Annotated in this window: 21 protein-coding genes; 3 read left to right on the top strand and 18 right to left on the bottom strand. The window is 41.0% G+C overall.

Translation table 11 applies throughout. The annotated features are described in order from the left end of the window. Positions 1 to 138: 138 nt before the first annotated feature. From ACFQPF_RS15305 to ACFQPF_RS15335, 7 genes are read right to left on the bottom strand one after another with little or no spacing between them, the layout of a single operon-like run. The gene (locus ACFQPF_RS15305) at positions 139 to 555 is read right to left on the bottom strand and encodes a type II secretion system protein (RefSeq protein ID WP_379750572.1); all 417 of its coding nucleotides are present in this window, start codon (positions 553 to 555) and stop codon (positions 139 to 141) included. A gap of 38 nt (positions 556 to 593) precedes the next feature. Beyond that, a complete protein-coding gene (locus ACFQPF_RS15310) occupies positions 594 to 1,805 on the bottom strand; it encodes a type II secretion system F family protein (protein ID WP_379750573.1) in 1,212 nt (403 codons plus the stop codon). Between the two features lie 3 nt (positions 1,806 to 1,808). Beyond that, positions 1,809 to 2,849, bottom strand: coding sequence for a type IV pilus twitching motility protein PilT (locus ACFQPF_RS15315; RefSeq protein WP_379750574.1), 1,041 nt, complete (start codon positions 2,847 to 2,849; stop codon positions 1,809 to 1,811). A 9-nt stretch (positions 2,850 to 2,858) separates the two neighbouring features. Then, positions 2,859 to 4,523: a GspE/PulE family protein gene (locus ACFQPF_RS15320; protein ID WP_379750575.1), complete on the bottom strand. Its 1,665-nt coding sequence runs from the start codon at positions 4,521 to 4,523 to the stop codon at positions 2,859 to 2,861. Next, a complete protein-coding gene (locus tag ACFQPF_RS15325) occupies positions 4,520 to 5,890 on the bottom strand; it encodes a VanW family protein (RefSeq protein WP_379750576.1) in 1,371 nt (456 codons plus the stop codon). The genes ACFQPF_RS15320 and ACFQPF_RS15325 overlap by 4 nt, the downstream gene beginning before the upstream one ends. A gap of 15 nt (positions 5,891 to 5,905) precedes the next feature. Beyond that, entirely contained in the window at positions 5,906 to 6,616 is a 711-nt protein-coding gene (locus ACFQPF_RS15330; RefSeq protein WP_379750577.1) for a PRC-barrel domain-containing protein, read from the bottom strand. A gap of 57 nt (positions 6,617 to 6,673) precedes the next feature. Next, a complete protein-coding gene (locus tag ACFQPF_RS15335) occupies positions 6,674 to 7,822 on the bottom strand; it encodes a hypothetical protein (protein WP_379750578.1) in 1,149 nt (382 codons plus the stop codon). Between the two features lie 153 nt (positions 7,823 to 7,975). Between ACFQPF_RS15335 and ACFQPF_RS15340 the strand changes: the two genes are divergently transcribed. The 3 genes from ACFQPF_RS15340 to ACFQPF_RS15350 are packed head-to-tail and all read left to right on the top strand — an operon-like array spanning position 7,976 to position 10,639. Further along, complete coding sequence (locus tag ACFQPF_RS15340) at positions 7,976 to 8,389, top strand: type IV pilus modification PilV family protein (protein ID WP_379750579.1); 414 nt, start codon at positions 7,976 to 7,978, stop codon at positions 8,387 to 8,389. Beyond that, positions 8,379 to 8,846: a PulJ/GspJ family protein gene (locus ACFQPF_RS15345; RefSeq protein ID WP_379750580.1), complete on the top strand. Its 468-nt coding sequence runs from the start codon at positions 8,379 to 8,381 to the stop codon at positions 8,844 to 8,846. Before ACFQPF_RS15340 ends, ACFQPF_RS15345 begins: the two co-directional genes overlap by 11 nt. After that, positions 8,846 to 10,639 (top strand): hypothetical protein, encoded by a 1,794-nt coding sequence (locus tag ACFQPF_RS15350; protein WP_379750581.1) that lies wholly within the window; start codon positions 8,846 to 8,848, stop codon positions 10,637 to 10,639. Before ACFQPF_RS15345 ends, ACFQPF_RS15350 begins: the two co-directional genes overlap by 1 nt. Before the next feature lie 42 nt (positions 10,640 to 10,681). Here ACFQPF_RS15350 and ACFQPF_RS15355 read toward each other — a convergent pair whose 3' ends face one another. From ACFQPF_RS15355 to ACFQPF_RS15405, 11 genes are all read right to left on the bottom strand, one after another. After that, the gene (locus ACFQPF_RS15355) at positions 10,682 to 10,990 is read right to left on the bottom strand and encodes a DUF5658 family protein (RefSeq protein ID WP_379750582.1); all 309 of its coding nucleotides are present in this window, start codon (positions 10,988 to 10,990) and stop codon (positions 10,682 to 10,684) included. Positions 10,991 to 11,100: 110 nt separating this feature from the next. After that, complete coding sequence (gene rfbG, locus ACFQPF_RS15360; protein ID WP_379750583.1) at positions 11,101 to 12,183, bottom strand: CDP-glucose 4,6-dehydratase; 1,083 nt, start codon at positions 12,181 to 12,183, stop codon at positions 11,101 to 11,103. A 49-nt stretch (positions 12,184 to 12,232) separates the two neighbouring features. Next, complete coding sequence (locus ACFQPF_RS15365) at positions 12,233 to 14,044, bottom strand: glycosyltransferase family 2 protein (protein ID WP_379750584.1); 1,812 nt, start codon at positions 14,042 to 14,044, stop codon at positions 12,233 to 12,235. Positions 14,045 to 14,054: 10 nt separating this feature from the next. After that, positions 14,055 to 14,612: a dTDP-4-dehydrorhamnose 3,5-epimerase gene (gene rfbC, locus ACFQPF_RS15370; protein WP_379750585.1), complete on the bottom strand. Its 558-nt coding sequence runs from the start codon at positions 14,610 to 14,612 to the stop codon at positions 14,055 to 14,057. A 45-nt stretch (positions 14,613 to 14,657) separates the two neighbouring features. Next, positions 14,658 to 15,662, bottom strand: coding sequence for a class I SAM-dependent methyltransferase (locus ACFQPF_RS15375; RefSeq protein WP_379750586.1), 1,005 nt, complete (start codon positions 15,660 to 15,662; stop codon positions 14,658 to 14,660). 93 nt (positions 15,663 to 15,755) lie between these two features. Then, a complete protein-coding gene (locus ACFQPF_RS15380) occupies positions 15,756 to 16,652 on the bottom strand; it encodes an NAD-dependent epimerase/dehydratase family protein (protein WP_379750587.1) in 897 nt (298 codons plus the stop codon). A gap of 15 nt (positions 16,653 to 16,667) precedes the next feature. Then, a complete protein-coding gene (locus ACFQPF_RS15385; RefSeq protein ID WP_379750589.1) occupies positions 16,668 to 17,351 on the bottom strand; it encodes an LbetaH domain-containing protein in 684 nt (227 codons plus the stop codon). A 46-nt stretch (positions 17,352 to 17,397) separates the two neighbouring features. Continuing rightward, positions 17,398 to 18,180: a glucose-1-phosphate cytidylyltransferase gene (rfbF, locus tag ACFQPF_RS15390; protein ID WP_379750590.1), complete on the bottom strand. Its 783-nt coding sequence runs from the start codon at positions 18,178 to 18,180 to the stop codon at positions 17,398 to 17,400. Between the two features lie 818 nt (positions 18,181 to 18,998). Beyond that, positions 18,999 to 20,297 (bottom strand): glycosyltransferase, encoded by a 1,299-nt coding sequence (locus tag ACFQPF_RS15395; RefSeq protein ID WP_379750591.1) that lies wholly within the window; start codon positions 20,295 to 20,297, stop codon positions 18,999 to 19,001. A gap of 66 nt (positions 20,298 to 20,363) precedes the next feature. Next, positions 20,364 to 20,603 carry a flagellin gene (locus ACFQPF_RS15400; protein ID WP_379750592.1) on the bottom strand — a complete coding sequence of 80 codons (240 nt, stop codon included), beginning with the start codon at positions 20,601 to 20,603 and terminating at the stop codon, positions 20,364 to 20,366. Between the two features lie 220 nt (positions 20,604 to 20,823). Further along, entirely contained in the window at positions 20,824 to 21,873 is a 1,050-nt protein-coding gene (locus ACFQPF_RS15405; protein ID WP_379750593.1) for a flagellin N-terminal helical domain-containing protein, read from the bottom strand. Between the last annotated feature and the right edge of the window lie 113 nt (positions 21,874 to 21,986).

The following is a 21,986-nucleotide window of genomic DNA, read 5'->3' on the forward strand; positions in this document are numbered from 1 at the left end:
TCTAGCAATTCCTTTGACCATCCCACCTTGGTAGTTTTTCAGGTGGGATCGTGAAAGGAATAGACATATTTAAAATAAGCAAAATAATAGGGAGCTCTATTTTAAAAAACTCCCTATTATCTTTTATTTTAATAATTATTAATCAATAAAATCAGTTAAGTCTTTTTCCAGTACTGCCGTATTAGCTGTATTACTGCTTGATACAATTGTAGCTGAATCATGACCAGTAATTGTGTATCCCCCCGCTTTAGACCAACCCACTGTCCATGTATTATCCTTAACATTATCAAGGTAGTTCGATAACGGATTTGCAGCAGCTGTGCTTACCCAACCTGAAGCTGGAACAGAACCTTCAGCAGCTCTTGCCAATTTTGCAGCGTTTATTATTTGAACAGCTTCAGTAACTTTTGCTTTTTCTTTTGTGTTATCAATAATATTACCAATACTCACCACAGCAATCGCTGCAATAATCCCAAGAATAACAATAACAACGAGTAGCTCAATAAGGGTAAGTCCCTTTTCATTTTTTAAGTGTTTTTTTAGTAGATTTAACATGGTAATCTCCCTTTTTAATAAAATTAATGTATATAGTGCTATTGTCCTACCGTGTTGTAGATTTGGAACATCGGCACGATGATGGATATGACGATCGTGCCTACTATGGAAGCGAGGATGACGATCATGATGGGCTCGATTAGGCTTTTGAGCCGGTCTGTCGCGCTTTCGACTTCTTTTTCATAGAATTCAGCCACTTTTGACAGCATTTCATCCAGTGAACCGGTTTCCTCTCCGATCGCGATCATCTGTGTGACGAGCGGTGGGAAGATCCAGTGCTTTTTCATCGGCTCGGTTAAACGCTGTCCGCTTTCAAGAGCGTCTCTTGACTGCCTTAATACCTTTGCGATCACCTCATTCTCTACAACTTTCTCCACAATCGATAGAGCTGGAAGGATGGGAACGGAACTGGAGAAGAGAGAGCTGAGTGTTCTCGTCATTCTCGCAATTGACGACTTTTGTAATATTTTACCGAATATGGGCGTTTTTAATATAGCATAATCTAGATAATATTTACTAGACGGTTTTTGTCTAATAAGATAAATAGCTAGATAGCTTACTAGGGCTAAAGCAATAAACAGCCACCAGAAGTTCTGTACAAAGTGACTTGCACTGAGTACAGCCCTCGTAATCGGAGGAAGCTCTCCTCCCGCATCCTCCAGCATGCCGGCAAAGGCCGGTACGACCTTCGCCAGCAGGAATATGACAACAAACACTGCCACAACCCCTACAATCATCGGATACATCATTGCCGAGACGATTTTCTGCTTCGTGTAATGCTGTTTCTCATAAAAAGTAGCCAGCTGATCGAGCGTCTCATCCAGGCTTCCGCCGAGCTCTCCTGCTGCGATCATGTTAATGACGATAGCCGGAAAGATGTCTTTATGCTTCGCCATTGCTGAAGAAAGGGCATTCCCTTGCCGCAGCTCTTCCTCAACGTCGGACAGCACGTTTTTCAGCGCCTTGCTCTCGGTCTGTCCGGATAAAATGTGGGTCGAGTCCACGATTGACACGCCGGCACGAAGCAGTGTGGCGAACTGGCGCAAAAAGATGACGAACTGCTGCGATTTTACTCTGCGGCCGATTGAGATCTCTTTGTTCAAAAGCGTCGCCTTCATTTCCTCCAGCTGGATGACGGAGATGCCTTTCTCCTTTAGCTTCAGGACAGCCTCGCGTTTGGACAGGCCGATAATGCTGCCTTTTCGTTTCTTCCCGCTTTTGTCTCTTCCGACATAACTGAACTGCGCCATCTGCTACACCTTCATTTCCTGCAAATAAGGATCCGCCGCTTCGCTGTGGATTTCTTTCTTTTCAACCGCCTCTTTAACGGCCATATCGAACGTATGCATGCCAAGCGCCTTGCTCGTCTGCATGACGCTGTAAATTTGGTGAATCTTCTCGTTGCGGATCAGATTGCTCACGGCCGGTGTGTTCACCAAAATTTCTGTCAGCGCCCTGCGCCCGGTCTGGTCAGCGGTCGGAAACAAACGCTGCGAGACGACCCCGACAAGGACGGAAGCCAGCTGGATGCGCACCTGCCCCTGCTGTCCTGGCGGGAAGACATCGATAATCCGGTCGATGGTTGATGCGGCACTTGTTGTATGAAGCGTCGCAAGAACAAGATGTCCCGTTTCGGCTGCCGTGATCGCGGTCGCGATTGTTTCCAGGTCACGCATCTCACCTAATAAAATAACGTCTGGATCCTGGCGGAGAGCGGACCTGAGACCGTTCGCGAACGAGTTCGTGTCATATCCCACCTCACGCTGATCGATGACACACGTCTGATGCTTGTGCAAATACTCGATTGGGTCTTCAAGGGTAATAATGTGGCGGCTCATGGTTCGGTTCATATAATCGATCATCGCGGCAAGCGTGGTGCTTTTGCCGCTTCCAGTCGGTCCGGTCACGAGCACGAGACCCTGCTGCTTGCCTGTCATGCGGCGGACCGTTTCTGGCAGCGACAGCTCCTCGAGACTCGGAATGCTCGTCGGGATGATACGGATGGCAAGGCTCACACACGAGCGCTGACGGTAGGCGTTCACACGAAAACGCGATAGGCCGGCAATGCCGTACGAGATGTCAATTTCCCCTTTTTCATCGAAGACAGCGTAATACTTTTCCTGAATGATGGTACGTGAAATTTCCTCTGTCTCTTCAGGTTTCAGCGGCTCGCTGCCGTACCGCTTCAAGCTGCCGTTAATCCGGAACACGGGCGGCATGCCGACGGATAAATGAACATCCGATGCTTTGAGCTGAAAAGCTGCTCTCAGCCACTGCTCAAATTTTTCTTTCATAACGTGCACCTACTCATTCGTGGCTACCCGCAGCACTTCTTCTGTGGTGGTTAAGCCTTTTTTAACCTTTAAAAGTCCGTCATCAATCAAGAAGATCGTTCCGTTTTTCAGCGCGTAATCACGCAGCTCCAGTATCGGCCGGTTGTTCATGATCAGCTGCCTAATGTGCTCGTCCACCACTAAAATTTCATGTATGGCGATACGGCCCTTGTAGCCGGTCATGCTGCACGTCCCGCAGCCTTTGCCGCGCGTGACATTTTCAATTTTCATGCCGCGTTTGGCAAAAATCTCTTTCTCGCGTTCAGTCGCGCGAACATGCTGCTGACAATCACGGCAAACCTTGCGCACGAGACGCTGCGCTACGACTCCGGACAATGAGGCAGCCACAAGAAACGGTTCGACACCCATGTCTGTAAGACGAGCGATGGTCCCGATCGAATCGTTTGTGTGAAGCGTACTGAGCACAAGATGTCCGGTTAAGGAAGCGCGGACCGCGATCTCAGCTGTTTCCGTATCGCGGATTTCCCCGACCATGACGATGTCTGGGTCTTGTCTCAAAATTGAACGAAGACCGCTCGCAAACGTCAGGCCGACATTCGCGTTCACCTGTATTTGATTGATGCCTTCCAGCTGGTATTCGACCGGATCCTCGACCGTGACGATGTTCACCTCCTCGGTGTTCAACCGGTTCAGTGCCGCATACAGCGTAGACGATTTCCCTGAACCCGTCGGACCGGTAATGAGGATAATTCCGTTCGGCTGCTTAATGAGCGACGTGAACCGCTCATAGTTGATCCGGTTAAAGCCGAGGTTATCCAGATTATTAAGCGTGCTGCCCAAATCCAGAATACGAAGCACGATTTTCTCTCCGTAGATGGCTGGCAGTGTGGACACACGCAGATCGACCGGATGCATATCAAGATTGACCTTGATCCTGCCATCCTGCGGAAGACGATTTTCCGTGATGTTCAAGTTCGCCATGATCTTGATGCGCGCCGTCAGCATGTTCTGCATATGCTTCGGCAAATTCCGCTCGGTGCGCAAAACGCCGTCGATCCGGTAGCGCACCACAAGCTTCGTTTCTTGCGGGTCGAAGTGAATATCACTCGCCTTCTGCTGCACCGCATGAAGGATCGTCTGGTTCACAAGCTTGACGATCGGCGAGTTCTCCTCGGTCATCCGGCTGTCTTCCTCAAGCGAGGTGCCTTGCGGAAGCAGGTCCATCAGTTCACTGACCGAATCATCCAGGTCGTAATATTTGTTATGTGCGCGGATGATGTCTTCCTTGGCCGCGATCGCACGTTCAATCTGGAATCCTGTGCTCAGGCGCAAATCATCCACGACGGTAAAGTCCATCGGGTCGGCCATCGCCACAAAGAGCTTGTCGCTGTCTATCTTGATTGGAATAAGAAAGTGCCTTCGCGCAAACTCCTTCGGTACAACCGAGATCACCTTTTCGTCGATCGGATAGCGAAACAGACTAATATGCGGGATGCCAAGCTGAAACTCGAGCACCTCGATTAACTGCTGCTCCGTCAAATAACCTTTTTCAATAAGGGCGTCACCAATCTTTTGCTTGCGTCTTTTCTCTTTTAACGTCTGCTGCAAAATCTCCTGTGAGATGATGCCTGCTTCCACTAAAATGTCGCCAACCCTTTTGCGCTGTGAGATCACTTGGTTACCTCCCTTCTCTTGGAAGGATCTTCATCACTGTCATCTGGTAATTTTCCGTCTTTCCTAGAACCCGGCTCCTGCTCATCGCCTGTCTCTGGATCAGCAGGAGTTTCCGGGTTCTCTGGATTCTCAGGGTACGGATACGGCGGATACCAAGGCAACGCCGGTGGCAGATCGCCAGCCTCAGGCGGAATGCCTTCTACTGGATCCGCTGCGAGCGGATACCCGCGCTCTTCAATACGATGCTTTGGCGGATAGAAATCTTCATACAGCTTCACCTTATCCGTCTTCCGCCCGCCATTATCGTAGGAAATACGGTAAACGGCCGCCAAATATCCTTCTCGCCCTTCTTCCTTTAACGAGATCGAGTTAAAGGAGGACAGCTCCTTGCTAAACTGAACGATCGTCTTCGGTTCAAACGTCTTTTTTTCGACGATCGTTTTATACGTATACGGAAATGGCACGCCGACAAATGAAACGGAAAGCACTTGATCGACGACAACAAGACTGAGCTCGTACGTTCCGGTGTTCGGATTATGCAAAATCAGGTCTCGTTCTTCATCATCCATGCTCACCTCATAGCCGAGCATATCTTCTACATGCAGCTCACGTGATGTATGGCGTTCCACGATAGAAAAATTCGTCGTTAGCGCCGCCCGGTGAATGCCTTCTGCCAGAGCGTTCAGATCTGGTGAAATCTGCGGTGTCATCTTAACCTCTTCCAGTGCCTGTCGGAGAGAAAAAGATTCTCCGCCGTTGATCTTGAATCCGTTCAGACCAGCCACATAATCAGTAAGCAGCCGGTATTCCCCTTTTAATGGAAGAGCAATTTCACTGACCACTATATCATCTTCTATCGCGGTGGAAAGAAAATCCCCAAGCTGGACTTCTATCGTTCCTTCCGTCAGCTGGGATCCGCTCTGCTTCAGGTGGTTCAACAGCAGCGGCATATCGAGCACCTTCTCCAGGTTAGGGTCGCTGAAGGTTTGAAGGGCTTCTTTTACAAGGTTTTCGTTCAGTTCGGTTTTCAATGGCTGTGATCGGCCAGCTTGAATGCTTTCTTCCGGCTGAAACTGCCACGCATCTAATGGAAGGTTCTTTCGTTCCTCGTTATGGATGAGCACAACCTCACTGCTGCTGCGCCATTTTTCGATTTTTCCTTGTAGCAATGTGGCCGCTTCTTCTTTTGTAAGATTTTCGAGTGAAACCGATGCGACGCTTGCCCCCATACCGAGCTTCTTCTCAGCGAATGTATTAGAGTATAGTTGTGACGCTATCGTACTCGTAGAGAAAATAAAAAAAGAAGAAAGGCCAATCGTGCCAAAAAGCTGTAGAAACCGTTTTGGGTTAAACTCCTGCTTAGCCATTGGCGTTCTCCATCATTAACCGACTACGTTCATCGTCAATTCAGCTAATACAGAAGGTCCTTCTTCCTGAGCAGTCACAATATCTTCTTTTTTCAGCTGTGTTCCGTTCGGAAATAGCAGCACACCGCTTTTTGAAAAGATATCCTTTGTCGTCGTTCTGCCTGTAAGCAGCTTGTATTGATTTTCTTTCACAGGATCCGCCTCTGTTGCTTCAGTTTTTTCTGATTGCAGCAGCTGTTCGGCATGGTCAAAAAATTTAAGCTCTGCTTCTTCTTTAACAACAAGCAAATCACGGCCATACGTGATTACCTGTTCAGAGGAAAGAACCACTTCTTTTGATTGCATGGAAATCGCGACACCAAGGATCAATCCGTTTTCTTCATCAATAAAGAACTCTGTGGCTTCACCGATAAATTGCCCTTTACGGTCAATCAATTTCGCTCCTGTGATGCTGATCTTCTTTTGCACAAGCTCGTTTGCAATTGGAATCTCTGTCAAATCAAAGATGGAACTGCGGTTCTCGATCGTGACAGCGAACTCTCCTACTCCAACAATTTTCTTAAACGGCACAGCGCGCACGCTGATCTGCCAGTCTTCGTGTTCCACCGTCAGGAAATCCACCGTACCCTGCTGCGAATTCACCACTAACGACTTCACGCTTCCCACTTCTGTTCCATCCTGTATGCTGATGATTGGAAGATTCATAAATTGATTGCTTTTCTTCATTTTCCCCACCCAATTCTATGTGAATTATTATTTTACACTATCTGTGATATTATCGTACTATATTTTACCATTAAAGAAGATAGTAAAATAGTCTTTAATTTCAGAATTTATTGTTTCGTATTCTCTTAATCGGTAGCCCATCTCCATCAGGAGGGTTTGAGCTTCCTGTTGATGGCCATGTGCGATATACGACTGAAATAGCTGATTGGCGAATAGATAATAGTCTTTATCATGCAGCGGCTGATCCAACACAGCTTGAGCCATCTCCTGAAACGAAGCCGCATCACCCGATGACTGATAGGTATTTAAGGTTTGCAGCAGCAGCTCTCGTACATCGTTATCCATCTCGGGTGTTTCCAGCGCGATCTCTATGTGTTCTGGTTCCGCAACAGCTGTTTCCGCTTCAGCAGGAAGCTCTTCTTCTAATTCCTCGAGCACAGGTTCAGCCGACTCTTCTTGCACCACCGTTTCTGGCGCTTCCTCTTCTACAATCGTTAAATCCTCTAACTCTAGCAGCTCCTCTGAAACAGGAATCTGCTCTAGAACATCTACCTCCACGGTTGCGGCCACTTCATTCAGAACAAGTGGAATCGATTCGAGCTCTTCTATCTCAGCCAGCCATTCAGCTCGTTCTGGCGTGATCTCGGCTTCGATACTTTGTGGTTGTTCCACTTCGTCTGTTTCGTCCGATCCTTCTCTTTCACTTTTCAGGAAATCGAACTCATCCTCTACACTCGGCACTTCAGGAGCGAGCACCGGCAGCGTTTCTTCTTTTACAGAAGGAGTGTCCACTGACTCTAATGGCTGAACGTCTTGCAGCTCGAGTGCCGGCAGTTCAATCGGCGATAGCTCTACTTCCTGAGGCTGAATGTCCTGCATCATGTCTTGCTCCTCGATAACGATTTCCTCTGTCACCACAGCCGGAACGATATAGTCCTCTGTTGCCTTTATTGGTTTTTGCATAGCCACGTCCGGGAGTCTTTTCTCGGTCACATACGCGGCGATAAAGGCGAGTCCTGTCATCGCGAGGAGAGCTAGGCTGTACGACAGCGTCTGTGACTGGATGGCATATACACTGCCGAGTGATAAGAAGAAGGCTCCTCCGAGCATGATCATTTTTTGTTTCAAAGACAGTCCTTTAGGAAGAACATATAAAATTGGAATTAATAGCAACGAACTGATAATCACCAAGAATAATTGCGTCACATTACCTCTCCCATCCTATATTTTTTACAGATTTCACTCTTTTTTACTATAATACTACAAATCTCTTCAAATATAGCCAATTTATACAAAAAAACAATAGGTATATTGTATACTAATTGTAACTCGATTAATTTGAAAAAGGGTGTGCGGCAAATGCTGTCAGAAAAAGGATTTTCGTTACTTGAAGTGTTACTCTCGTTAACCATACTGTCCATCGCGTTTCTGGCGGTTTCAGGCTTCTTTCAGCAGTCGCAGCAGGTGAGCACCGATAACAACAATAAGCTAGTGGCCGTGAACCTTGCCCGCATGACACTTGACCGGCTGCAGCAAAGCCCAACTTCATATGGCGTGCAGCCACCCTTTAAAAATAACTACAACAGAACCACATGCGGTTCGGATACCACATGTCAGGGTGCTTTCGCTGAAAAGATCAACAGCAAAGACTATGAAATTACGATTTCAGCGGCAGCTGCCGATACAACACTAAAGCTCCTTCCTGTCACCGTAACCGTCAAGCAGGAAGACATCGTCACCTCGGTAGAAGGATTTGTGCGCTATGAAAAATAACGTGAGAAACGAACAAGGGCTGACGCTCATCGAGCTGCTCGTGACCATCGTGCTGTTCTCGATTATCGGGTACATGGCTTATTATGTCCTGATCAACGGTCTGAACACGGAAAAGAAAATACGCACCGAAACACTCGTCCGGGATGAAGCGGATCTGGTCATGTCACAGATCGTTAAAGAGCTGTACCCGCTTACCGCCGACAAACTGACCGAAGTGAAGGGCAGCTCCAGCAGCATGCTGCAATACAAAAATGGCAGCACGACGAAAGCGATCGGCTTTAGCGGTGATACAGCATACATTGACGGCACCCCGCTTCATTCAGCCGATTACGATCTCACTGGTTCGGAAATCACACTTAAAGGAAGCAGTGTACAGATTGATCTGATCATCAAAAGTAAAAAAATTGATAAACCGCTCAACTTAAAAAGCCAGTTCGGGCTATTAGGAGGCAAGTGATGAGGAAGCTGCTGGATGAAAGAGGAAACTCGTTAATTATTGTATTGCTCATGATCGTCATTTTCACCGTCGCCGGTCTCTCTCTTTTCAGCGCCACACTAAGCGGGAAGAAAAAGACCGACGTGCGGGAAGGCGACGTGCAGGCAACAGAGCTCGCGGAAAAAGGGATTGATTACTTGAGCGTGCTATTGGAAACACAGACCAAGTCACTCGCGGGAAAGACAGCAGCCGAATTCAACACAAAGCTTACAGACATCATCAGAGAGTATGAGGTAACGGGGTTAAACACGGGGAAGCAGCTGGACAGCAAGGTGTTTCTGAAAATCGACCAGCGCCGTATCGTGAATCCTGCAGACCCGAACGATCTGACACAGCAAATGACGCTGCACAGCACGTCCAAGGTCATGGGCAAGAATGGCAAAGAATATTCTAAAACCATCTCCTCCACCATCCGACTTGGAGCGAAAACCGTACCAGACGCGTTAAAGTACGCGCTTGGGGCGTATAACCCGTGCAGAGGATTCTCCAATTGCACCGAACAGCCTGACGACGGCAATATGTTCATACACGGCGGTGTCGCGATCAAGGGTGATCTGTACGTGGAACGCAACCTGGTCACAAAGAGCACTGGTATCTACGGCACGAGTACATCATGGATTCCGTCCGATCTGCCAAGTGTGGAGGGAGAAAACGGAGCGAAGGCGCACTTGATTCTTCCAGGCAGCTTGTACAAGCTCACCGGTTCGCCCGACTACAGCACACACATTAACCGGACCACGTTTACGTCACAAAACAATTACAGCAATATCAGTTTAAACGACCCTTCTGCTGCCTTTACTTCCTATACTGAAGCTGGCAAACATTATGTACCCGTTGTCGACAACCGCATTCCGAACTTTACACCGATTGATATCGAGGGGCAGCGGTCTCGCTTTCAGTATTCTTTGCGAGGCGCACCGTTTATCGTGGAGGAGCTGAACGACGGTAATTTTAACAACAATCCGAACCATGATCACATTCGTGACAAGTATATGAACGAAAATGTGTATACAAACACACGGAACGACATTAAAATGAACGGCAGCCATCATTTTAAGCGCTTGAGCACACCCAGTGGTAATTCTACTTACATTAGTGGTAAGGACACATATTGGAGCAGCATTAAATTCACAAACGGCGCCTATTTTGGCGGAGATGTGACGATCGGCAATACGTCTGAGACGCAGTACAACGCAGACAGCTATCAAAAATTTGCCATTGACGGCCCGATGTTTATCGACGGCGACCTGACCATCTGGGGAGCGAACGTGAAATTCAACTCCTCCATCTATGTGACCGGAAAGACGACGATCCGCTACTCCAGGCTAGAGGGCATACGCGATAACCAGAACGTCGAGCAATCGGTTATCGTCTTTGGCAAAGGGCCGATCCTCATCGCCAACAATAACGTGTACCGCGACACACCGAACATCATCCGAGGCTTCTTTTATTCCGAAGACATGATGCAAATATACGGCGTCGGTTCCAACGTCGAAATTCACGGGGGCGTATTCGGGCGAAAATTGGTTTTGAATGCAACACGCGGTTCCGTTCGCCAGGGCGCACCGATCTACGATAAGAACAAACTCATCGGCTACGAACCCGACATTTATGAACAAAACCAACAGAACCTTTCACCGAGCCGTTCGAGGCTGAAGATCATCTACAACCCAGAGCTCATCAAGAACCCGCCGCAAGGACTGCCGAAAGTGACAGACCTTGCCGTGACGACGGTAGACAGGGCGATAAAATAAACATAAAAAAGCCTTTCCAGAGAAATGACTGGAAAGGCTTTTCTATGTGATAAACAGCAACAAAATATGGTACAGGATAACGAGTGTGTACGTGATGAGCGTGAACATGAGCAGATATTGAATCGATTGGCGAATCTTGACCGTTCCGATGAGAACGATGAGAAGCGAGAAAGCAAACTTGACGCCAAGAAACAAGAACGGATCCTGCTCATACAGCACACGCATAATCGGGTTCAGCTCACTCGCCCCGTTTTGCAGCTGCATATGTGTAAGGATGGCATCTGCCCCGTTAAAGACAGCCAATAAGACACACACCGCAAAATGCCGCTGAACCACCAACACCTTCTCCACCCCATCATCCACTCCTTTATTATGGAGTATACCCAGGGTGGGGGAAAAGTTTCCTAAACTCTTTATCTTATAATTAATTTTTACTAGAATACGGTTTACTTAATAACGAATTACCATTCCGTATTTTCGTATTCAGCTATCTGTTTAATACACAATTCCTTTAAATCTTTACCATCTAAATATTGAATTACCCATTCTATAGTTGAACTTAAACTTTTGTCCAATTTCCACCTGGGTGTCCAACCAAGTTCTTTAAATGCTTTGGAGCTATCCAATTTAAGTACATTTGATTCGTGCCAGTCATCCTGTTTTATCGCTTTATAGCCTTGGTGTTTAAATGGCCATTTTTTAAGCATTTGGTTAACCACCCAATCTACTGATCTCACATCTGTTTCTTGTGGACCAAAGTTCCATGCTTGGGCATACTCAACACCTTTTAAATAAAGATGTTGACAAAGCAAAAGATATCCATATAACGGATCTAGCACATGTTGCCAAGGTCTAACAGCCTCAGGATTCCTAATTTGGATTTGCCCTTGTTCTATCATGGCTCTTATGATATCAGGTATTAAACGATCTTCAGCCCAATCGCCACCACCAATGACATTTCCCGCTCGCGCTGTTGCTACTTTAATATCAGTCGTTTTGAAAAAAGATTGACGATAGGCTGAGGTAATTAGTTCTGCACATGCTTTGCTACTTGAATATGGATCATACCCGCCTAATGACTCATTTTCACGGTATCCCCAATACCACTCTTTATTTTCATAACATTTATCAGTTGTTACATTTAAAATTACACGTACTGAATTACATGTACGCGCAGCTTCCATTACATTTACAGTTCCCATAACATTCGTTTTATAAGTATGAACTGGGTCCTCATAGGATTTTTTGACCAATGGTTGCGCTGCCATGTGAATAACGATTTCAGGATTGGTCTTATGTAAAGAAAGCTTTAACATATCCAGGTCGGTTACATCACCCCTAACGGATTCCACTAATACGTCTTCTACATTTCCTAATTCAAAAAGGGAAGGTGTAGTGGGAGCATACAACGAATAACCTGTCACTTTTGCCCCCATACTATTCAGCCATATGCTGAGCCAGCTTCCCTTAAATCCTGTATGACCTGTGAGGAATACCTTCTTACCTTCCCAAAACGAATGATCCACTATGCTTGCTCTGCACATATTAAAACTCCTGACCTTCCAAAATATTTAACTATTCTCCCATAATTTATTAGTTAATATAGTTCATTTGATACATCGTAAAATTAGTATGAAATAATGACTCCAAATACTTAATTTGTAATTCTTCACCATTGGATAAAAGTCGGGCTAACTCCCCCACAACTTGATTACTTTCAGGATTAAATTCTTCCTTAAAATTAATTATTGATAAATGGTCAAACCCATACTCTTTTGCCTTTAAGCAAACCATATCTCGTATGTAAATTTTACGGCTATGTATAGAGTGTAACGAATTAATTTGCTCATACAATGATGCAATACTTAGATTATTGTTGACCATAAAAATTATTTTACCCTTTGTATTCATAAGCTTTGCTAGATTTCCGAAAATAATATCCAAATTATCAGAATAACAATCGAGAGGCTTTTCAATATATATTAAATCTGTACTACTGTTAAATCCACATGATAGCTGATCAAAAGTATTAAACATGAACACATCTTCACTAATTGTATTAAGATCGATTTCATATTTTTGTTCAGTAGTAAAAACAGAAAGATGCGGTTTCATTTTAAATTTTGCCCATATTTGATTTTTTATTTGTAATAAGGTTGCTCCACACTTTACATCTATACCCATAATTGACTTCACATTGCTCAATTGATTATAATTAAGGTTTAGATAAGATGCAGTCATTCGCGCATCTAACCAAGCATCCAACCCATATTTATTCAAGAAGGTTTTTCTACCTTCTTCCAAAGAATTTGTTTGATGGTCACTCGCAGTGGTTAAACTTCCGTAGTGGTAGGTTACTGTATCTGCACAGTAGATAAGTTTGTAGCCGGCACGCCTAATTTTAAAGCTAATATCATCGTCTAAAAATTCACCACGATAAAATCGGGTGTCATAATATCCTATTCGTTCCAAAAGAGCAGTAGGACAACATAAGACATTTGGTAACAACACAACCCGTTCTTCCCATTTAGTAGAATCACTATTATTGTAATCTCTAGCCTTTTCTAAAAAATCTTCTATAGAATTGTGTGGAATAGATATTTGTTGCATATTGGAAATGGATGTCGCTCCTGGAGAAACAAAACCTATGTTTGAATCTGACTCTATACAAATAATTAAATTTTTTAACCAATTTGGTGTGAAAATAAAATCATTACAAACTGCAGCACAATATTTTCCTTCAGCAGCCATTAAACCAATGTTGAAACCTTTTACAATATGTAAGTTATACTTTAAGTGTATTACTTTTGCACCTGAAACTGAATCAAAATATTCCTTTGTTCCATCCGTTGAACCATTGTCCACGAGTATTAATTCATAATCAATATCATTAGTGTTCTTTAAGATGCTTTCTACACAATTACGTGTATAACTCAAATTATTGTATGCAAGTAGAACTATACTAACTTTAAAGCGGGCTTTGGATCCTTTTAAAAGAATATCGTTATGGTCAACCACTTCTACTTTTGGATATAGTTGAGGGTATTCTTCTTTATTTACTATGCCTTCCACTATATATGCAATTTCATATTCTAAAATCTTAAACAACGAACACAAATGAAAGCGGAAATCGTATACGAAAACCTCCACATAATCGTTATATGCATTTTGTTTAAGTCTATCAATATAAAATTGAATATTATTAATTATATTGTTTACACGATTAGGCACTGATACTTGCAGAATAGAATTTCCAACAGATTCCAGCATTTCAACTAATACATCTAAAATACTTATATCAGATAAACTTATTTCACCATGCTTAATACAGTTTTCTAAATAATTAATACCTTCTTGCCCTGCCTGTAAAACTGTTAGAATTTTTTTTGCTGTTTGATTATCCATGTTTCACCCCCTAAGATAATATTATCCCGTCAGTAATCATATTGAAGTTTTGCCACTGTTTGTCCTTCTCAGAAATAATAAGATTATCTTCTAAAGGCCAATTTATCCCAAATGTTTTGTCATCCCAACGGACTCCAGATTCATAGGATGGTGCATAATAATTACTAACCATATAATGGATACTAGTATTAGAGCTTAGAGTTAGGTAACCATGAGCAAAACCTTTTGGGACATATAAAGACATGTGGTTGTTCTCAGATAATGTTATTCCAAACCATTTTCCAAAAGTAGGGCTTTCCCTGTTTATATCAATAATAACATCGTAAATAGAACCTTGAATGCAAGAAACTATCTTATCTTCACAATAAGGTGGTAATTGAAAATGCATCCCTCTTAGCGTACCGTGATTTCTGTTATATGCGATATTAGATTGTACATTATCAAAGGATATTCCGTGATCATCCAATGTTTTCTTGCAAAAACTTCTAACGAAATAACCCCGATTGTCCAATATTGGCTGCATTTCTAATATAACTGCTTGATGCAATGGTGTAGGATGTATAACCATTTTGCCTCCCTTTGTTAATTTATTTAATGCAATACAAATTCATAACTATACATCTATTGATGTTAAAAACTTTCCCCTAAATCCTAGAGATATCAACTGATCTTGTATTTGTTCCTTATGTGCATTGGCAAAGAGAATAATTATTTCAAATTCGCATACTGCTTCACTTGTTGGCTTTACAATTGGTATGCATGCAATACTTCGTCCATGTTTAGCTTCATCACTGTCAAATATGCAGTTAATTTTAATTTTCCCTTCAAGCATAGCGAGAAAACAAGCTGATTCGGCTCCCCCTCCCCATGCCGCTAGTTTAGCATTACAAGGTATTTGAGAAGTAATCCTATCGAGCTCAAATTGCCTTCTAGTGCTAAAAGTATCTAAGGATTTTGGAACTTTTTTCACATATAATTCGAGTAAATTAGCATTTAAAGATTCTTGAACACAAACAATTGTTAGTCCTGCTCGGTATGCCATAGTGGCCAAGCTGTTCACAGAAAAATATTGAATATGGTCTGTGGATAAATTATAATATAGGCGGTTTTCAACAATTCGTTGTCCATTAGGAACTTCGACCAGAAGAATACCGTTTTCATTTAATAAATTTGCAGCTAGCTTAAACAAAAGGACAGGTTGTTCAAGATGTTCTAATACTTCAATTATACTAATAGCATCAAATTTTGAATCAAAGGATATTCCTTCATGCATATAATCATTAATTATGGAAAATCCTTTTTGTTTTGCAACGCTTGCACTAGATATTGAAGGTTCTACTCCACAAAGTTCTTTAAAATGTTTCTTCGCCAATTCAAGATAATTTCCAATGCCACAACCAATATCTAAAAAACGATTATTAGCTGGTACAAGCCTTGTCAAACGTTCGAGTTGTTGTTCTCGAGTACGACTAAAGCTAGATCCCCAAAAAGAACCCATTTCATAGTCTTGGTAATATTCCTGACTAATATGTGTAGGAATTTGAGTGTGCCTACATGAAGAACAATGATAAATTTCAAGATCACATAGAGGCAATTGTTCTGAATTATAAACACTCATTAACCTATGTGGAGCCCGATTATATACTTCCGTCAGGGTTGACGATTCACCACAAATACAACAAATAATTGTTACTCATTCCTTCCCATGACTTTATGTAATCTCCCTCAACATTTCTGATACAAAAGTCTTAAGATCATCACTTGGTTTTATATATGAATCATTGTATAAGCTAGTAAAATTAAAGTTTGTTTCAGAGTCATTCCCCTCTGGGTAAATGATATGTACTGGTAGATTAAAAATCTCAAACGCTACTTTTTGTACTAAATGAGCATATTGTAAAACGCTTATAGTCTGATTTCCATATGCATGAAAAATACGTTCTTCTGGCCTTTTTTCTAAAATCCACAGTATGTTTTTACAAACATCATTGATGCCAACAAAATTCCTAAGTTGCTTTCCTGGAGTTAACAACGTAATCGTCTTATGCTTCATAGCCTCCCTACAAAATGCATAAGGGATTAAGTTCCACCTCTTGAATTTTTCAAGATTCTCAGGAACTCCAAATAGGTTAGAAGGTCTAACTATCCAACCATTTACCATTTTTTTACGATCAAACATCTGAATAGTTTGTTCTGCGGTATAGTGAGACAATCCATAGTTACTGTTTGGAGATGGAGATGTACTTTCAGTCAATATGCCTTCCTGCATTCCAAAAACGTGAAAGCTGGAAAAATATACAAAGTTCTTAATATTGTTATTCACGCAAAAATCAAGTGCTGCATGAATTCCAGCAGAATTTTCCGCAAGTGCGCCGTAAGTATCCGTCTTATACAGCATTTCATTTGGTGATACTGTATGAATCATTGTGTCAATTCCACTAATTTTTAGTAAAGCAACCTCATGTGGATTGCAGAAATCCATCCTTATATTTCCGTTTTTATTTCTTGTTGCTGTAATTATTTTATAGCCATGTTCTCTTAACATCTTAGTCAAATGAAGTGCTATAAAGCCATCAGCACCACTAATTAATACTGTTTTTGTTTTCATTGAATAAACTTCCTCTTAACATTCGATATGAACATTAAAAAAATCCTGTGCCCAAGGTTTTTTGTTTTTTGTAATTACATGGTACCCTTTATCCGTATGTCGATAATATAGAGCTTTATTATTCAAATTTGTATTTCGTAAAAGAGCTTGATTTCCAATAGTTGAAAGATCTCCAATTGTACAATTACCAACAATTGTAGATTGTGGTGCCATAGCAACCCCTTTACCAAGAATGGGATAAACACCGTTAATAGCTCCTACTGTGCATCCTTGATAGCACACAAAAAAATTACTGTAGGTTGCCTTTCCCAATACCACTCCCCCACCGTGTATAATAAGGAAAATATTAGGCATATTTGTATCGTACATGCAAAGTACTCCATTCAGAGTCTTGTTCAAGTAAAAAAGCTTAGAGGCTATTACAGTATCTTCAAATTCCCTCCAAACTGAATTAGATAAAAACCATAAAAACATCGTATATTGATCTGAGTGTAAATGAGAGAAATAGGTAGTTCCTTCATGATGATATGACTTAAATGTCACATGTCTAAAACAATATTCTAGTCGATCCAGCGCCTGAATAAAAGATCGATTAAATTTTTCATCTTTCGCACAAAATCCCTTGTCCGGAAAAAAATGATTCATCTGATGAATAACATAATTTTTTAAGTCATCTATTGGTAGAGTTAATTCAAACATAACAAGTCCCCCGAAATAATAAATGCAAGAAAAAATTTATATTAATTTAATTTTTCCAAACCTTCCATGGAGCATTTTGACTTTCCCAAAGTTCTTCTAAAATTATCTTTTCTCGAAGAGTATCCATTGGTTGCCAAAAACTATCATGTTTATAGACGTTTAACTCTTCATCTTGTGCCAATGTTTGTAGAGGTTCCTGCTCAAGAATTGTTGTGTCTTTGTCTTTTATGTAGTTAAAAACTTGAGGTTCACATACCATAAAACCTCCATTTATCCAAGCACCATCTCCCCTAACCTTTTCAGTAAACCCTACAACCTTCTCATCTTCAAATTCTAAGCGACCAAACCTACCATCAGGTTGTACAGCAGTAATAGTTGCGAGTTTTCCTCCCTTTTTATGGCAATTTATAAGTTCTTCAATATTAATATCGGCCAGGCCATCTCCATATGTGAGCATAAATGGACTATTTCCTACATAAGGCTCAATTTGTTTAATACGACCGCCAGTCATAGTATCTTCACCAGTTTCTACTAAAGTAACCTTCCACGGTTCAAAATTATTATGATGAATTTCGAGAGCGTTTCCAGCAGTAAAATCATAAGTGATTGCTTTTGACATATGTATATAATAATTTGCAAAATACTCTTTAATTGCATGGCCCTTATAACCTAAACAAATAATAAATTCATTAATCCCATAATAGGAATAAATCTTCATAATATGCCATAGTATTGGTGAACCACCAATTTCAATCATTGGTTTAGGTTTTAAATGAGACTCTTCGTTAATCCTTGTCCCCCTACCACCTGCCAAAATAACAACTTTCATTTTTGTTCACTTCCCAATTTGTTTTGTTATCATGCTATAACCTATTATTATAAAAACGACAATACAATAATCTGAACCATTTCATATATTCCTTTTATATGCTGAACTCCTTTTCTTCTCAAGAAGTTTTAGGTTTTCCATTGAAGTTCACTTTCATATTTATTTGCCCATGATGTTAACTTATTTTAATTTAAGTGTCTGTTTAAAGTCTCGACATTAACAACCATATTATGAACTTCCTTCAAGATACATCAAACCCAGTAAGTCATGAGGAAACTAGGCTTAAAGTTGCCACACTTGATTTATTTATATTAAGTGTTAATTGTTCAATTAAAGTTCATGCAGGTGGATAATTTTTTACCTTTCATAAGTCTGCAAGAAGTGTTTTATATTACCAGTACAATACTGAGCCACTGTGCATTAGCCATGGTTATTTCAAATCAAAATTTTTGATATTGTAGACTAGTTTTTTTAATCTTCTCATACTTATATGAAAATGGACACTACCTTATACTCTTCCTGCCACATTTGAAGATCTGGTCACCAATAAATTTCTAAGCCAACCTCTATCAATAGTCTGAGAGAATCTACAGGAGTACTTTTATAAGAGAACACTCTTCAGTACTTAGTAACTATCGAATAGGATTGGCTTTACTTGGCTAAGATAAAATAACTTGAGCTATTTTATCTAATGGTCAAAACTCGTGTAATTGGCCACGTTCTAAAACTTTATGTGTCATTATCAATTCAGTATGATTAATACATTACACTTCGCTTAAGATAGGAGGGGCAACTAACGTTTGATTTAAAAGGAACTATCAATTAAATTGTTCAGGAATTATTATACTATCATCATTCTCGATACCTAGTTTCAAATCCAATAATCTTCTATAATATAACGAAGCATATATATTTACTTTTTCCAAATTTAATGCCAGAAATTCTAAATCCCACTGATTATTTTTGTCATATATACTATTCAAGAAGAATAAAACATCTTCAAGATTTTGGTTTTTAGTAATTTCTATTAAGCCTTCAAATGCTATCTTATTTTTTTTATTTATGTTAAGAACGCGAAAATAAAACTCAAGGACATTTGTATGATTCCCAACCAAATAACTAAGAGAGGCTAACTCACTGTATACCTCTTCTATGTAAATTGGGAAATCATTCAACATTTTGTTATCAAACGTATAATGACATTCTAGAGCCTTATTATAACTTTCTATTGCTAGCTGATATTGATTTTTTTCTTTTTTATGTATTGCATTTAATCTCCAAATCTCTGGGTGATTAGGAAATAACTCTAATGCTTTATTAACGTATGTTTCTAATTCATCCTTAGAGACATTACCTTGCATTCCAAACATTCCTTTAATAAGAAAAACATATGGTTTAAAAGCAACAGTTGTTTTATTCATTTTTGGTTCTTCAAGAGCAAGCTTAGCATACTTAATAGCTAAATCATCTCTCCCTAAATTGCTATATGATGCACTTAAATAGTAATACGTCATATGATCTATTTGATTGTTTTTTTCTTGTGTTTTAAGTAATGCTAAATTTCTTTTAAACTTTGTTTGTAGTATAGATAACTCATATCCTGTATGATAAATTATTAATTCAAAATTATTAATTAACACGCTATTGAGTGGTTTACTATTTTTCAGAGGTTTTTCATGAATTGCCCCTTCAAATCTTGTTTGTTTATCATTTCTGAAAATTCGAATTGCCGGATTTTCACTAATTACATTTCCTTTGTATCCATTAGTATGTATCATTCTACACTGAACAGTATCGTATTTTTTTTTTGAATGAATTTGACTTAATACCTGTCTGAGATTTTTTTCTGTGCTCTTTTCTAAATACTCATCAGCATCCAAAAAAACTATCCAATCGCCTTTGGCAAGATTTAAAGCGTAATTTTTTGCGTTAGCAAAATTATTATCCCACTTGTATGGAAAAACCTTTGCTCCTTGTTCTTTAGCAATTTTAACTGTATCGTCTGTTGACCCCGTATCTACTAAAATAATTTCATCTGAGACATTCATCAAACTTTGTAGACACCTCTGAATGTTTTTTGATTCATTTTTTGCAATCAAACAAGCCGATACTTTCATATGATCCCTCCTGATGTAATAGAGCCAGAGTAAGTATACTCTGGCTCTCTAAAATACTTTTATTAATTATCTTAAAAGTTGCAGTACCCCTTGAGGTGCTTGGTTTGCTTGAGCTAACATGGCTTGAGCAGCTTGAGAGAGAATAGAGTTCTTAGTTTGGTTCATCATTTCTTTCGCCATCGCGCGAACATTTGCTTTCACAAATGACCAGACTATATCTTCACCCTCTAATTTCTTAGTAGGGGTCGGGCACTTCGGATCCACAATGCTGAACCACATTGTGTACCCTACGGATTTCATCACCATAGCTTGCGCCTTAGATGGTCTATCCTAGTCGTTGAACCTTCTCCACTTTTTCAAGACAGGAGCTTGGCTGCTGATTGCCCAATCTTTCTTCTTTTCAGCCCGTCACGCCTGCCGTTTCCAGCTACGTTGTGGGGAAGAAAGCTTAAGGGGTTTCCAGCAATTCACCCGATTATACTCACTGGCCGTTACCAGCCAGGACGACTGTGCTTGTCACTGAAAATTAAACAGCTAAAGCATAATCAACATCACGGATACGAGATTCCGCTGCGGTTAGGTTTTCAGAAGATGTTCCTAAGTTATTTATTGTGTGTTCGAGACGATTTTGATATGCACCAAGTTTAGAACGTTCAGCAGAAACCTTTGTAATGGCGTTTTCAATAGAAGTAATAGCAGCAGTAGCTTTAGTCGCGCTAGTTACATCAATACCATTTGAAGCATTCGCAACACCTAAATCGCTTGCTTTCATACTATTTATACCAATTAACATATTTTGACCACTATTTGCACCGATTTGGAAATTAACTGCGTTAGATGTATTAGTTGTTGCAGCTTGCATTTGTGCAACACTAATTGTAACACTTTCCCCTGATTTCATGTTAACCAGATTTGCCATACTTAATGTGGTACCTACACCTGTTACTGATGAAAGATCTGAAGCAAGAGTTAGAGTTAATCCATTTGGATCAGCAACAGTATAGTCTGCCGCAGTTCCAGCTGCCTCGCTCACTCGAGTTATTGTAAAAGTACCTGTTTCACCAATTAGATCAGTGCTAGTAGGAGTTGCAGTAACTGCTGCACTACTGTTATTTTGAAGAGTAACAGTGCCGTTTACTTTATCTGTTAAACCTACTTTGCTACCATCTAATAATTTTTGAGTGTTGAATTCAGTAGTATTAGCAATACGATCAATTTCTTGCTTTAATTGATTTACTTCTTTTTGGATTTCAGTTCTGTCATTACTAGTATTTGTATCATTTGAAGATTGCACAGCGAGTTCACGCATACGTTGTAGAATGCTATGTGTTTCGTTAAGTGCTCCTTCAGCAGTTTGAATTAGTGAAATGCTATCTTGTGAATTTCTAGATGCTTGATCTAACCCACGAATTTGCCCACGCATTTTTTCAGAGATTGCTAGACCAGCAGCGTCATCTCCAGCACGGTTGATACGAAGACCTGAAGATAATTTTTCCATTGATTTAGATTGTGCACCTGCTGCAGTGTTCAATTGACGGTGCGTGTTAAGTGCCGCGATATTGTGATTAATTCTCACTTTAATTTCCTCCTTGAATGTGTCCGCCCACGTCCTTGTGGTTGGATTGCTTTATTAGAACGAGCTTGCTTTTACCGGCCGTTAAAAGCTTCGCTGGTTCTTACAAAGCTTAT

The sequence above is a fragment of the Fictibacillus iocasae genome (assembly GCF_042665465.1).
GTDB classification, from domain to species: domain Bacteria; phylum Bacillota; class Bacilli; order Bacillales; family Fictibacillaceae; genus Fictibacillus; species Fictibacillus iocasae.